At 58.8% G+C, this 13,108-nt stretch carries 14 protein-coding genes and 1 pseudogene; 6 read left to right on the top strand and 9 right to left on the bottom strand.

Features of this window, described 5'->3' with window-relative positions; genetic code table 11:
- Positions 1–799: DUF2066 domain-containing protein (locus ACXRVY_RS07260; protein WP_458237187.1), on the bottom strand; the 799-nt coding region annotated here is incomplete at its 3' end.
- 386 nt (positions 800–1,185) lie between these two features.
- On the opposite strand from ACXRVY_RS07260, the gene purM reads away from it, so the two are divergent.
- From purM to ACXRVY_RS07235, 5 genes are all read left to right on the top strand, one after another.
- The gene (purM, locus tag ACXRVY_RS07255; protein WP_223463324.1) at positions 1,186–2,244 is read left to right on the top strand and encodes a phosphoribosylformylglycinamidine cyclo-ligase; all 1,059 of its coding nucleotides are present in this window, start codon (positions 1,186–1,188) and stop codon (positions 2,242–2,244) included.
- Complete coding sequence (purN, locus tag ACXRVY_RS07250) at positions 2,244–2,894, top strand: phosphoribosylglycinamide formyltransferase (protein WP_457266104.1); 651 nt, start codon at positions 2,244–2,246, stop codon at positions 2,892–2,894. The genes purM and purN overlap by 1 nt, the downstream gene beginning before the upstream one ends.
- 8 nt (positions 2,895–2,902) lie before the next feature.
- Positions 2,903–3,616: a DUF3108 domain-containing protein gene (locus ACXRVY_RS07245; protein WP_223463326.1), complete on the top strand. Its 714-nt coding sequence runs from the start codon at positions 2,903–2,905 to the stop codon at positions 3,614–3,616.
- Between the two features lie 142 nt (positions 3,617–3,758).
- On the top strand, positions 3,759–4,175 hold the full coding sequence (locus ACXRVY_RS07240; protein ID WP_458237186.1) for an OsmC family protein: 417 nt from the start codon (positions 3,759–3,761) through the stop codon (positions 4,173–4,175).
- Between the two features lie 62 nt (positions 4,176–4,237).
- Positions 4,238–5,098, top strand: a complete 861-nt coding sequence (locus ACXRVY_RS07235) for a pirin family protein (RefSeq protein ID WP_223463328.1) — start codon at positions 4,238–4,240, stop codon at positions 5,096–5,098.
- A 175-nt stretch (positions 5,099–5,273) separates the two neighbouring features.
- On the opposite strand, the gene ACXRVY_RS07230 is transcribed toward ACXRVY_RS07235, so the two are convergent.
- The 4 genes from ACXRVY_RS07230 to ACXRVY_RS07215 all read right to left on the bottom strand — a co-directional run bounded on the left by ACXRVY_RS07230 (position 5,274) and on the right by ACXRVY_RS07215 (position 8,981).
- A complete protein-coding gene (locus tag ACXRVY_RS07230; protein WP_223463329.1) occupies positions 5,274–6,002 on the bottom strand; it encodes a dienelactone hydrolase family protein in 729 nt (242 codons plus the stop codon).
- A gap of 67 nt (positions 6,003–6,069) precedes the next feature.
- Positions 6,070–7,974: a molecular chaperone HtpG gene (gene htpG, locus ACXRVY_RS07225; RefSeq protein WP_223463330.1), complete on the bottom strand. Its 1,905-nt coding sequence runs from the start codon at positions 7,972–7,974 to the stop codon at positions 6,070–6,072.
- An 81-nt stretch (positions 7,975–8,055) separates the two neighbouring features.
- Positions 8,056–8,508, bottom strand: coding sequence for a PaaI family thioesterase (locus ACXRVY_RS07220; protein ID WP_223463331.1), 453 nt, complete (start codon positions 8,506–8,508; stop codon positions 8,056–8,058).
- On the bottom strand, positions 8,505–8,981 hold the full coding sequence (locus ACXRVY_RS07215) for a PaaI family thioesterase (protein WP_223463332.1): 477 nt from the start codon (positions 8,979–8,981) through the stop codon (positions 8,505–8,507). The genes ACXRVY_RS07220 and ACXRVY_RS07215 overlap by 4 nt, the downstream gene beginning before the upstream one ends.
- 158 nt (positions 8,982–9,139) lie before the next feature.
- On the opposite strand from ACXRVY_RS07215, the gene ACXRVY_RS07210 reads away from it, so the two are divergent.
- Positions 9,140–9,394 carry a hypothetical protein gene (locus ACXRVY_RS07210; RefSeq protein ID WP_223463333.1) on the top strand — a complete coding sequence of 85 codons (255 nt, stop codon included), beginning with the start codon at positions 9,140–9,142 and terminating at the stop codon, positions 9,392–9,394.
- Positions 9,395–9,461: 67 nt separating this feature from the next.
- On the opposite strand, the pseudogene ACXRVY_RS07205 reads toward ACXRVY_RS07210, so the two are convergent.
- The 4 genes and pseudogenes from ACXRVY_RS07205 to sucD form a co-directional block, all read right to left on the bottom strand.
- Positions 9,462–9,590: pseudogene (locus ACXRVY_RS07205) on the bottom strand (MAPEG family protein); the annotation flags it as partial.
- A gap of 6 nt (positions 9,591–9,596) precedes the next feature.
- Positions 9,597–10,334: a DUF599 domain-containing protein gene (locus tag ACXRVY_RS07200; protein WP_223463334.1), complete on the bottom strand. Its 738-nt coding sequence runs from the start codon at positions 10,332–10,334 to the stop codon at positions 9,597–9,599.
- A 278-nt stretch (positions 10,335–10,612) separates the two neighbouring features.
- Positions 10,613–11,926: a branched-chain amino acid transport system II carrier protein gene (gene brnQ, locus ACXRVY_RS07195; RefSeq protein ID WP_458237185.1), complete on the bottom strand. Its 1,314-nt coding sequence runs from the start codon at positions 11,924–11,926 to the stop codon at positions 10,613–10,615.
- 412 nt (positions 11,927–12,338) lie between these two features.
- A partial coding sequence (gene sucD / locus ACXRVY_RS07190; protein WP_458237184.1) for a succinate--CoA ligase subunit alpha occupies positions 12,339–13,108 on the bottom strand: 770 nt, incomplete at its 5' end.

The raw sequence follows: 13,108 nt of genomic DNA, 5'->3' as shown, positions 1-13,108 counted from the left end.
GATTCATACCCTGCACCTCCAGCAATTGCTCACTCGAAGCACCGGCCTTGGCAACAAACCGCGGCGCCAGGCGCTCGTTGACCGCCAGCATCACCGCATCGGCCACGGAGGCCTGATCGGCGCCTTGCACGCTGCCTGCCTCTTTTTTATCCCCCAGCCACAATTGCCACTTGGCTTGCCACTGCCCGCCCTCCTCCTTGGCGTGTACCGTGAGCAAGGCGTCGGCGTTGTAGCGTTCCGATGCCGCAAGCAAAGGCGCGGGATCTGCGCCTTCCAGATTCGGCGCGGTCGCAACGATCTGTTCGTTCAGGTCCGCCAATGGCAAGCGCAATGGCAAACCACGGTGTTGAGCAGCCCGACGCAACGGCACCGCGCTGGCCTGACCGTCGCCCACCAGGCTTGTACCCTCGGTGGAATCATTCAACCACCAGCCGAGGATCGACGGCCGATTGGCCCCCCACATCGCCAGGCCGGCGCGGCGCAAGGCCTGCTCGGTGGTGCCCGGATCGAAATCGACTTTCAGGACTTCCGGCGGCCCGGCATCAAAGCCGTATTGGCTGATGATCTGTTGCGGGTCTTTGCGAATCGCCGCCAGYCCCGGATTTTGAGCGGCCTTGGGGTCGCCGGTCAGGCGCAACACCAATGTGTCCAACGCACGTTGGGTCGCCTGGTCGCGCTCCTCGGGCGATTGGCCACTCACCGGCTCGCGCACCTGGTAAAGGCCTTTGACGGTTTCGGCATGACTGACCAGGCTGACCACTGACAAACAACTCACAAGCAAGAATTTACAAAAACGCATGGAAGATTCCTGACGACAAGAGCGGCTGGAACAGACCGCATGAAAGCGATCGAGCAAGACTGTGACCATTGCCCGACGCAAAACATTCACACGTTCTGGGTAAGTTTTCGCACTGTCATAACGATAGACGGTTAATCGCAATACCTTATACAGCCATGCAGGATGCCACCGACACCGTGCATCAACGGTTTTTTTTGAACGGATATGGCCCTGCTGTCGGCCTGAGGATGGCCGCTGCGGCTCAAGCCTGATAAAATCGCGCGCCTTCGCAGACCGGCAACAGCCGGGTAGTGTCCGAATAGCGCGCATGGTTCTCGCCTACGCAGTTTCGGCGCTCCCGACGGACTCGGTCGTTACCCAGAAATCCCCCCCTAAAGGCCTGGATCATGAGCAAGCAACCCTCCCTGAGCTACAAAGACGCCGGTGTAGACATCGACGCCGGCGAAGCATTGGTCGAACGCATCAAGAGCGTCGCCAAGCGCACTGCGCGCCCGGAAGTCATGGGCGGCCTGGGCGGTTTCGGCGCCCTCTGCGAAATCCCGGCCGGCTACAAGCAGCCGGTGCTGGTTTCCGGTACTGACGGCGTCGGCACCAAACTGCGCCTGGCCCTGAACCTGAACAAGCACGACAGCATCGGCATCGACCTGGTTGCCATGTGCGTCAACGACCTGGTGGTGTGCGGCGCCGAGCCGCTGTTCTTCCTCGACTACTACGCCACCGGCAAACTGAACGTCGACACCGCCGCCCAGGTTGTGACCGGCATCGGCGCTGGCTGCGAACTGTCGGGTTGCTCCCTGGTCGGCGGCGAAACTGCTGAAATGCCGGGCATGTACGAAGGCGAAGACTACGACCTGGCCGGTTTCTGCGTCGGCGTCGTGGAAAAATCCGAAATCATCGACGGCTCCAAGGTTGCTGCCGGCGATGCCCTGCTCGCCCTGCCGTCTTCCGGCCCGCACTCCAACGGCTACTCGCTGATCCGCAAGATCATCGAAGTGTCCGGCGCCGACATCGAGAACATCCAGCTCGACGGCAAGCCGCTGACCGACCTGCTGATGGCCCCGACCCGTATCTACGTGAAGCCGCTGCTCAAGCTGATCAAGGAAACCGGCGCTGTCAAAGCCATGGCCCACATCACCGGTGGCGGCCTGCTGGACAACATTCCGCGCGTTCTGCCAAAAGGCGCGCAAGCCGTGGTTGACGTGGCCAGCTGGAACCGCCCGGCAGTGTTCGACTGGCTGCAAGAGAAAGGCAACGTTGACGAGAACGAAATGCACCGCGTGCTGAACTGCGGCGTGGGCATGGTTATCTGCGTTGGCCAGGAGCACGTTGAGGCCGCCCTGAACGTTCTGCGCGAAGCGGGCGAGCAGCCTTGGGTCATCGGCCAGATCGCCACCGCTGCCGAAGGCGCGGCTCAGGTCGAACTGAAGAACCTTAAGGCGCACTAATGCCTAAAACCTGTGATGTGGTGGTGCTGTTGTCCGGCACCGGCAGTAACTTGCAGGCCTTGATCGACAGCACGCGGACCGACGACAGCCCGGTCCGCATCGCTGCGGTGATTTCCAACCGCGCCGACGCCTACGGCCTGCAACGCGCCAGGGACGCGGGTATTGACACCCGCACCCTGGATCACAAGGCTTTCGAAGGTCGCGAGGCCTTCGACGCCGCGCTGATCGAACTGATCGACGCCTTCAATCCCGAACTCGTGGTACTGGCCGGATTCATGCGCATTCTCAGCGCTGGCTTCGTACGCCACTATCAGGGTCGCCTGCTCAATATCCATCCTTCGCTRCTACCCAAATACAAAGGGTTACACACTCATCAGCGCGCACTGGAGGCCGGCGACACCGAGCACGGCTGCTCCGTGCACTTCGTCACTGAGGAACTCGATGGTGGACCACTGGTCGTACAGGCTGTAATACCGGTAGAGTTACAGGATTCGCCGCAGAGTCTGGCGCAGCGGGTCCATGTTCAGGAACACCTGATCTACCCGATGGCCGTACGCTGGTTTGCCGAAGGCCGTCTGGCCCTCGACGAGCAAGGTGCTTTACTGGATGGACAGCTACTCGCGGCCAGTGGCCACTTGATTCGAAACTAGGAGATTTTATGCGTCGCGCCCTGCTCTTCGCTTGCGCTCTGCTCGCCTTGCCCTTCGCCCAGGCGGCAGACCTTCAACCCTTCTCCGCCAGCTACACCGCCGACTGGAAACAGTTGCCCATGAGTGGCACTGCCGAGCGCAGCCTCGAAAAAACCGGCGACGGCAAATGGAAACTGAGTTTCAAGGCGTCGATGATGATCGCCAGCCTGTCCGAGGAAAGCACGCTGACCCCGGACAAGGACACGCTACTTCCAGAGTCGTACCACTTTGAACGTGGCGGTTTGGGCAAGGCCAAGAAATCGGATCTGGATTTCGACTGGAACACCAAAGTGATCACCGGCACCGATCGCGGCGACGCAGTCAAGGTTGCGCTGAACCGCGGCATGCTCGACAAATCCACCTACCAATTGGCCTTGCAGCAAGACGTTGCCGCGGGCAAGAAAAGCATGAGTTATCAGGTGGTCGACGGCAATGAAGTCGACACCTATGACTTCCGCGTTCTGGGCGCTGAAAAGGTCGACACCAAGGCCGGCAAGATCGATGCGATCAAGGTTGAACGTGTACGCGACCCGACACAAAACAAACGCATCACTGTGATGTGGTTCGCCAAGGATTGGGATTACCTGCTGGTTCGCCTCCAACAAGTCGAAACCGACGGCAAGGAGTACAACATCATGCTCCTGGACGGCACGGTCAACGGCAAGGCAGTCAAAGGCAGCTGATCCGGATCGAAACCATGAAGCCCCGCAATCGCGGGGCTTTTTTGTGGGCTCGAAAATTGGAACACCCGACAAGCGCGATGGCTCTATACCTTCAAGGTCTTTTTTGATCGAATGAGTTTTCCTGATACCTGCGAGGTTTCCCATGACCGTTACTGTCAACACCGTTTCTGCCGAAGGCTTTCGCCACACCGTCCAGATCGATGACCATGAACTCTTCGCCGACGTGCCCGTCACGGCGGGTGGTGAAGGCTCGGCACCGGAGCCGCACGATTATTTCGATGCAGCGCTGGGTGCCTGCAAAGCCCTGACCCTGAAGCTGTATGCCAAAAAGAAGAACATCCCTTTGACCGGTGTCGGTGTGGAGGTCAAGCGCGACAACAGTCAGGAACAGAAAGGCCAATACGCGCTGCACGTCAAACTGACCCTCAAGGGCGTACTCACCGACGCCCAGCGCGAAGAACTGCATCGCRTGGCCGATCGCTGCCCGATCCACAAGCTGATGACCACGTCTGAAGTGAGCATCGAGACGCATTTGTCCGAAGGCGCGTTCAGCCAATAGCGGCAAGGGCTGCGCAAGCGGGTTATGCTCGAACGCATCACCCGCTCAGCCTGGAACGCACCATGAACACTCCGCTCGTGATCCGCCCCCGCCCCGAAGATGTCGAAGGCCAGCCGATTCTCCGCCCGTTGCCATCGGCCAAGTGCCGCAACGTCGGGCCATTCGTGTTTTTCGACCACATGCTGGAAACCCGTTATCCACCGGGCAAAGGCATGAACATCCGCCAGCATCCGCACATTGGCCTGTCTACCCTCACCTACTTGTTCCAGGGGCAAATCCAGCACAAGGACAGCCTCGGTTCCGATCAAGTGGTCGGGACTGGCGATGTCAGCTGGATGACGGCCGGCAGCGCCATCGCCCACGTAGAACGCACGCCTGAGGCCCTGAAACAAAGCGGCTTCACGATGCACGGCTTGCAAATCTGGCTGGCTTCGCCCAAGGATAAAGAACAAGGTCCTGGGCACTACAGCCACCATCCGGCGTCCACATTGCCGGTCAGCGAAAACCTGGGAGTGAAGATTCGCATGATTGCCGGGGCGGGCTTTTGCCTGGAATCACCAGTGCCGGTGCTTTCGCCTACGCTGTACGCGGAACTGCACCTGCAAACGGCGACGACATTACTGATCCCCACCGAGCATGAAGAACGTGCGCTGTATGTGTTGAGCGGCGAAGTGCAACTGGATGGCGAGCCGCTGGAGCCGCATTCACTGGTGGTACTGCCTGCCGGGGAAGAGATGACGCTGTTTGCTGAAAGCGACAGTCACGCCGTGTTGTTTGGCGGTGCTCCGCTGGACGGGCCACGGCGGATCAACTGGAATTTTGTCGCGAGCGATCCGGCTGCAATTGATGAAGCTCGCCGGCGCTGGGCAGCCGGGGACTGGCCGACGGTGCCGGGGGAAAGCGAGCGGATCGAACTGCCTTAGGCTTAGCGTCGTTCATTCAATTGCCATCGCGAGCAAGCTCGCTCCCACAGTTGACCGAGTCGACTGCAAGAACTGCGTACGACACCATTCCCCTGTGGGAGCGAGCTTGCTCCGGGCGGCGCTCCGACGATGAGGCCGGCACTTACACCGGCCAAGCGTTAACTGAAAACCGCAGTCAGCCCTCGAACACTTCATCCAGCAAGTTATGCATCGACGTGAACGCGCGGGCCGCGACCTTCGCGTCATACATCATCATGCCCGGCACCTTGGCGTGCGGGTCGGTGAACGAGTGGAACGCACCGCCATAGCTCAGCAACTGCCAGTCCACACCCGCCGCGTTCATTTCATCTTCGAATGCCGGCAATTGCTCTTTCGGCACCAATGGATCGGAAGCACCGTGCAGCACCAGGACCTTACCCTTGATGTTTTTCGCATCGGCCGGATTCGGTGTGTCCAGCGTGCCGTGGAACGATACCGCGGCCTTCACCGGCGCGCCGGTACGGGCGAGCTCCAAGGCGCAGCAGCCACCGAAGCAGAAACCGAAAGTGGCCAGTTTCGAAGTATCGACAGCCACTTCACCCTGACTCTGCAGCTGCTCGAACGCCACCTGCATGCGCTTGCGCAGCAATGGGCGGTCATTCTTCAACGGCATCATGGCCGCGCCGGCCTCGTCATTGTTCGTCGGTCGAACCGATTGACCGTAAAGGTCTGCGATCAACACCACATACCCCTTGGAGGCCACCGATTTGGCGATCTCCTCGGCACCGGCGCTGACGCCCATCCAGTTCGGCGCCATCAACAAACCCGGACGCGGGCCTTTAAGGTCGGCATCGAAGGCCAGACGGCTTTCGTAAGCCTGGCCATCGATCTGGTAGGCAACGGAACGTACTGTGATTTGGCTCATTTCTGACTCCTGATTGTTGAACACCAGAATGAAAAAACCCGCCGAAGCGGGTTTTTCTGCAACACGGTTAAGCCGACAGTTCAACCAATAGCTTGTTCAGACGGCGCACATAGGCCGCCGGATCTTTCAAACTGTCGCCGGCCGCCAGGGCCGCCTGATCGAAGAGGATGTGCGACAGGTCGCCGAAGCGCTCGTCACTCTGCTCGTTGTCGAGCTTCTCGATCAGCGGGTGAGCCGGGTTGAATTCGAAGATCGGCTTCGAATCCGGAACCTTCTGGCCGCTGGCTTCCAGGATCTGGCGCATCTGCAAGCCCAGGTCCTGCTCGCCGATGGCCAGGATCGCCGGCGAGTCGGTCAGGCGATGGGACACCCGAACTTCCGCAACGGACTCGCCCAGGGCGGTCTTCAGACGCTCGACCAGACCTTCTTTCGCCTTGGCGACTTCTTGCGCAGCCTTCTTGTCCTCTTCCGAGTCCAGGTTGCCGAGGTCCAGGTCACCGCGCGCCACGTCGACAAAGCTCTTGCCGTCGAAATCGCTGAGGTAGCTCATCAGCCACTCGTCGATGCGGTCGGTCAACAGCAGCACTTCGATGCCTTTCTTGCGGAAGACTTCCAGGTGCGGGCTGTTTTTGACCTGCGCGTAGGTTTCGCCGGTCAGGTAGTAGATCTTGTCCTGTCCTTCCTTGGCGCGCGCGAGGTATTCGGCCAGGCCAACAACCTGCTCGCCATCGTCGCCATGGGTCGATGCGAAACGCAGCAGGCCGGCGATTTTTTCCTTGTTGGCGAAATCTTCTGCCGGGCCTTCTTTCATGACCTGACCGAAGTTTTTCCAGAAGCCTTTGTATTGCTCTGGCTCGTTCTTCGCCAGTTTTTCCAGCATGTCCAGAACGCGCTTGGTCAGTGCCGACTTCATGGAATCGATGATCGGGTCTTTCTGCAGGATTTCCCGCGACACGTTCAGCGACAGGTCGTTGGAGTCGACCACGCCTTTGATGAAGCGCAGGTACAGCGGCAGGAAGGACTCGGCCTGATCCATGACGAACACACGCTGCACGTACAGCTTCAGGCCTTTCGGCGCTTCACGCTGGTACAGATCGAACGGAGCGCGGCTCGGCACGTACAGCAGCGAGCTGTATTCCAGCTTGCCTTCGACCTTGTTGTGGCTCCAGCTCAACGGGTTTTCGAAATCGTGAGCGATGTGCTTGTAGAACTCCTGGTACTCCTCGTCCTTGATCTCGGTACGCGGACGGGTCCACAGGGCGCTGGCGCGGTTGACGGTCTCCCATTCAACGGACGGCTTCTCTTCGCCTTCGGCAGCGGCCACTTCTTTCGGCAGCTCGATCGGCAAGGCGATGTGGTCGGAGTACTTCTTGATGATGTTGCGCAGGCGCCAGCCATCGGCGAACTCGTCTTCACCGGATTTCAGGTGCAGGACGATGCGAGTGCCGCGTTCAGCCTTGTCGATGGTCGCAACTTCGAAGTCACCCTCGCCCTTGGACGACCAGTGCACGCCTTCGCTGGCAGCGCTGCCGGCACGACGACTGAATACATCGACTTTGTCGGCGACGATGAATGCGGAGTAGAAACCGACACCGAACTGGCCGATCAGGTGCGAGTCTTTCTTCTGGTCGCCGGTCAGGTGCTTCATGAAATCGGCGGTGCCGGACTTGGCGATGGTGCCCAGGTGGGTGATCGCATCTTCGCGGCTCATGCCGATACCGTTGTCTTCGAGGGTGACGGTTTTAGCGTCCTTGTCGAAGCTCACGCGGATTTTAAGTTCKGCGCCACCTTCCAGCAGCTCTGGCTTGGCCAGGGCTTCGAAACGTAACTTGTCGACAGCGTCAGAGGCGTTCGAGATCAATTCGCGAAGGAAAATTTCCTTGTTGGAATACAGCGAATGGATCATGAGATGCAGCAGTTGCTTCACCTCGGTCTGGAAGCCCAGGGTTTCCTTTTGAGTTTCCACACTCATGGTCATCAAACTCCAATCAGATGGCTTAAGCCGCAACCTTGAGGTTCGACGGCGGGTTGTCCTCAGAGTTTGGGGCTCTGTTCAGGATTTCAAGGGCTCTTCGAGTTTGAAATGTGCGCGGGCCGTGGCAATGGGTTCGGCCTCAGTGCTTTGCCAGGCGGTAATCGCCACGTTGGCGACCCGGCGGCCCTGACGGCAAACCTGGCATCGGGCCCAGGTATCGCGAAACTGCCCGGTGCGCAGGTAATCCAGGGAGAAGTCGATGATCTTCGGCACGCCGGGCGTTCCGGTAAGCACCAACAGGTGCAGCGCCGCGGCCAGCTCCATGAACCCGGCGATCACACCGCCATGAATCGCCGGTAACAAAGGGTTACCAATGTTGTCCTTGTTCGCTGGCAGCTTGAACAGCAGCTCATCTCCCACCCGTGAACATTCGACGCCGATCAGCCGGGCATAGGGAATCAAATCCAGCAGCAAGGCGTAATCGCCCTGCTCATGGGCCTTTTGCAATTGGTCCTTCAGAGAATCGCTCATTGCGCACCTCCGGCAACCACGCCACCAAAGCCCTTGGCACCCTTGATGCCCTTGCCCATGCGCATGAAAGTGCCCACCACATGGGCAATGGGTTGCCCGGGGTCGTCCTGATAGGCGAAGCCACGGGCAAAAATCACGTCGGTGGTGACCCGATAGCACTGGGCAAAGCCGTAGACATCCTTATGGGGCTCGGCGGCGTGCATGTAGTCGATGCGCAGGTCGAGGGTCGGACAGACCTCGAACTCCGGGAGTACGCAGAGCGTCGCCATGCCACAGGCCGTGTCCATCAGCGAGGTCAGCGCCCCGCCATGAATCACCCCGGTTTCAGGATTGCCGACGATCTGCAGGCTGTACGGCAGCACAATCGTCAGCCCTTCGCTGCTGGCGCTGTGAACGCTTAGTCCAAGTACCTGACAATGTCGCAGCGCCGACAGAAAGCGCGTCGCACGCTCAAAAACGGGGTTTTCAGCCATTTGATAAAAACTCTTGTTTAAATCCGTACAGTGCAGTGGCGGTCCGGGTAAAAGTTCCGCATTAGAACAAACTTATATATCTGAAAGAATTGAGGAACTTAACGCTGATACTTGGGTTCTTAAGGCCAGTAGATGCTTTTCATCAGGAGAAACACCCCATGCGTAAGACTTTAGCTATTGCCTTGATGCTGACCGCTTCCCTCGGTCTCGCTGCCTGCGATAAAAAATCCGAGGACAAAGCTCAAGATGCTAACCAACATGCTGAGCAAGCCCAGCAAAAAATGAACGAAGCTCAGGATAAAGTGAACGACGCGGCGAAAGAAAACGCCGAAGCCGCCAAAAATCAGACTGAATCGAACGCCGAAGCGCCAAAAGAGGCCGCTCCAGCCGCTCCGCAAGCGCCTAAGTACTAATCCGCTTTTTTGCGTGATGAAAGAAAACCCGCCAAGTGCGGGTTTTCTTTTGTCTTCAGAAAAGCGCTTAGAGCAAAAACGTTCGAAAAGTCGGACTAATCATCAACAACAAAGAACAGATTAATCCCACCAGCCAAACCAGACTGCTTTGCCAGACCAGCTCTTTCCAGTAACACACTGGATAGCCAGCGCGGGCGCCCGATCAGGCAGCCTCTTTATTCATCTCGGACAATGGCGCCTCTGTAGGGGTATAGACCATCACATCGAGAACGTCGGAGTGAAACTCGCGGCGATACAATACGAAGACCACGCCGGCACTCATCAACATGAACAGCCATGGACTAACGAACCAGGCCAGCATGGTCATGCCGAAGTAATAAGAGCGCAGGCCAAAGTTGAACTGGTTGGCGGCCATGGAGATGACACGGGCGGCACGGGCGGCAAAGGCCTTGCGCTCCTGCTCGGACACATGGCGTTCACCGACCATCGGCGCCGACCCCACCAGTATCGCTGCAAAGTTGTACTGGCGCATGCACCAGCTGAACGTGAAGAACGCATAGACAAACACCAGCGCCAGGCACAGCAACTTGATTTCCGACATGCCCTGGGAAGCCTGCTGCACCATCGGGATATCCGCCAGCAACGATACCGCCCGCTCCGAAGCCCCCAACACCGTGAGAATACCGGCCAGGATAATCAACGTACTCGAGGCGAAGAACGAAGCGTTGCGCTCCAGATTGCCGATCACGCTGGCATCGGCGATGCGGTTGTCGCGCAACAGCATGCGGCGCATCCAGTCTTCGCGATAAAGATGCAGAACACTGGCCAGGCACGCCGTATCACGGCCCTTCCATGTGGCATAGCGGGTGTAACCGCCCCAGCAGATAACGAACCAGATAGCGGCAAGAATGTGGATCAGGTTGGCTTGGATGAACGACATGCAGGTCCTTGTGATTTAAATGCGGATTACACAGACCCTGTGGGAGCGAGCTTGCTCCGGGCGGCGTTCCGACGATGGCGGCGGGTCAGCCGACATCAATATTGAATGTACTGCCCCCATCGCGAGCAAGCTCGCTCCCACAAAGGGTTTTGCAGTGTTTCGACGTTAGTCTAAGAAAAAAGACACTGCCTGATGCCCATAAAAAATGCCCCGTATCGATTGATACGGGGCATTTCTGTTTCTGCTCAAAACCCGCTTGTGGCGGGCCGTGAAGCGACTTAAGCCAAGGCTTCGGCGCGCTTGCCCAGCAGGCGATCGCAAACCACTGCGACGACCAGCGTCATCACCGACGGCACCAGCCAGGCCAGGCCCTGCTCGCTCAGCGGCAGGTGGGCCATTTGCGTCGGCATCCAGTCCGCCAGGCCTGCACCCTTGAGGGCGTCGATCAGGCCGAAGATGAACGACACCAGCATGACCGGGCCGAGGATACGACCCTGCTCATGCCAGAAGTCCTTGCAGAAGCTCAACGCCACCAGAACGATGCACGGCGGGTAGATCGCGGTCAGTACCGGGATCGAGAACGCAATCAGCTTGGTCAGGCCCAGGTTGGACACCAGCAGGGAGAATGCAGCAAGGATGATGACCAGCGTCTTGTAGGACAGTGGCAGCAMTTGGCTGAAGTACTCGGCGCAGGCACAGGTCAGGCCGACCGCGGTCACCAGGCACGCCAGTGAGATCAGCACGGCAAGGAAACCACTACCTAGCGATCCGAAGGTGTGCTGCACGTAAGCATGCAATACCGCCGCGCCATTGGTAGCGCCAGCGGCCACTTCATGGCTGCCCGAACCGAGACGGAACAGGCTGACGTAAACCAGCGCCAGACCCACACCGGCAATCAGGCCGGCAATGATCGCGTAACGGGTGATCAGTGCGGGCGACTCGACACCGCGGGAACGGATGGCGTTGACGATGAYGATGCCGAACACCAGGGCGCCCAGGGTATCCATGGTCAGGTAACCATTGATGAAGCCTTGGGAAAACGGTGCAGCCACGTATTCAGGGGTTGCTTGACCAATGTCACCGGCCGGCAAGGCGAATGCTGCGATGCCGAGAACGGCCAGGGCGATAATCTTCAGCGGCGCGAGGAAGCGCCCTACCGTATCCAGCAAACGGCCCGGATACAACGAGATGAAGAACACCAGCAGAAAGTACACCGAGCTGTACAGGAACAACGCCAGCGGGCTCTCGCCGGTCAGCGGCGCCAGGCCCACTTCGAACGATACCGTGGCGGTACGTGGCGTCGCGAACAGTGGCCCTACGGCCAGATAGCAGGCAGCCGCCAACAGGCCGCCAGCCACTTTACCGATCGGGCTGCTCAATGCATCCATTGCCCCACCGACTTTGGCCAGCGCAACAACGGTGATCACCGGCAGACCGACCGCGGTGACCAGAAAGCCCAGCGCCGCCATCCAGACATTGGGCCCGGACTGCAAACCGACGATAGGCGGGAAGATGATGTTGCCAGCCCCGACGAACAGGGCAAACGTCATAAAACCAAGTGCCAGGATGTCCTGGCCTTTCAACACTTTCATTAAGGAAATACCACACTACTGAATCGGAATTTAGAGAGGGATTTCCCTATGGGTGAGGGAAATGCTGTCGGTCCGTATAAGACCAACCCTTTTAGCGCGTTGCCGCCTTGTGGGCCGCGGACGCAAAAATGGCGAGTAGCCTAACGAATTTGGACGAGAAACGCACTGTTAGAGGGCGAACATTCCGATCTACGACACTTCCATGTCGCGTTTCTGCATGTAAATGGGTGGGGCCTGTAAGTCCGTCATCGCGAGCAAGCTCGCTCCCACAATAGATCTCGAGTGTTCACAAATCCTGTGGGAGCGAGCTTGCTCGCGATGAGGCCCTGCCAAACAACACACAAATCCCGGAAACGACAAAGGCCACCCTAAGGTGGCCTTTGTTTGGTGAAGCGTCAGTCAAGCGCGAGGCTTACTTGACAGCCCAACCAGTCAGCTCGGCCAGGGCCTTGCCGATGTCTGCCAGCGAACGCACGGTTTTAACGCCTGCGTCTTGCAGAGCAGCGAATTTCTCGTCTGCAGTGCCTTTGCCGCCAGAGATGATTGCGCCAGCATGGCCCATGCGCTTGCCCGGAGGAGCAGTCACACCAGCGATGTAGGAAACAACCGGCTTGGTCACGTGTGCCTTGATGTAGGCAGCCGCTTCTTCTTCAGCCGAACCGCCGATCTCACCGATCATCACGATCGCTTCGGTCTTCGGGTCTTCCTGGAACAGCTTCAGGATGTCGATGAAGTTCGAACCCGGGATCGGGTCACCACCGATGCCGACGCAAGTCGACTGACCGAAACCGGCGTCAGTAGTCTGCTTCACAGCTTCGTAGGTCAGGGTGCCGGAACGGGAAACGATACCGACCTTGCCTGGCAAGTGAATGTGACCTGGCATGATGCCGATCTTGCACTCGCCTGGGGTGATCACGCCTGGGCAGTTAGGGCCGATCAGGGTAACACCCAGCTCGTCGCACTTAACTTTAGCGTCCAGCATGTCCAGGGTAGGAATGCCTTCGGTGATGCAGACGATCAGCTTGATGCCGCCGAAAGCCGCTTCCAGGATCGAGTCTTTGCAGAAAGGAGCCGGAACGTAGATCACGCTGGCGGTAGCGCCAGTGGCCGCTACTGCGTCTTTAACGGTGTTGAACACTGGCAGACCCAGGTGCTCGGTGCCGCCTTTGCCTGGAGTTACGC

Source organism: Pseudomonas sp. P5_A2_2 (genome assembly GCF_054177685.1).
The sequence above is the reverse complement of the archived record's forward strand: the minus strand, read 5'-3'. Positions and strand labels throughout refer to the sequence as shown.

Coding starts and splice junctions, on each gene's coding strand:
- ACXRVY_RS07210 (WP_223463333.1), top strand. CDS start 9,140: ATGCGTAAGACTTTAGCTATTGCCTTGATGCTGACCGCTTCCCTCGGT.
- ACXRVY_RS07200 (WP_223463334.1), bottom strand. CDS start 10,334: ATGTCGTTCATCCAAGCCAACCTGATCCACATTCTTGCCGCTATCTGG.
- ACXRVY_RS07235 (WP_223463328.1), top strand. CDS start 4,238: ATGAACACTCCGCTCGTGATCCGCCCCCGCCCCGAAGATGTCGAAGGC.
- purM (WP_223463324.1), top strand. CDS start 1,186: ATGAGCAAGCAACCCTCCCTGAGCTACAAAGACGCCGGTGTAGACATC.
- ACXRVY_RS07230 (WP_223463329.1), bottom strand. CDS start 6,002: ATGAGCCAAATCACAGTACGTTCCGTTGCCTACCAGATCGATGGCCAG.
- ACXRVY_RS07220 (WP_223463331.1), bottom strand. CDS start 8,508: ATGAGCGATTCTCTGAAGGACCAATTGCAAAAGGCCCATGAGCAGGGC.
- ACXRVY_RS07245 (WP_223463326.1), top strand. CDS start 2,903: ATGCGTCGCGCCCTGCTCTTCGCTTGCGCTCTGCTCGCCTTGCCCTTC.
- ACXRVY_RS07215 (WP_223463332.1), bottom strand. CDS start 8,981: ATGGCTGAAAACCCCGTTTTTGAGCGTGCGACGCGCTTTCTGTCGGCG.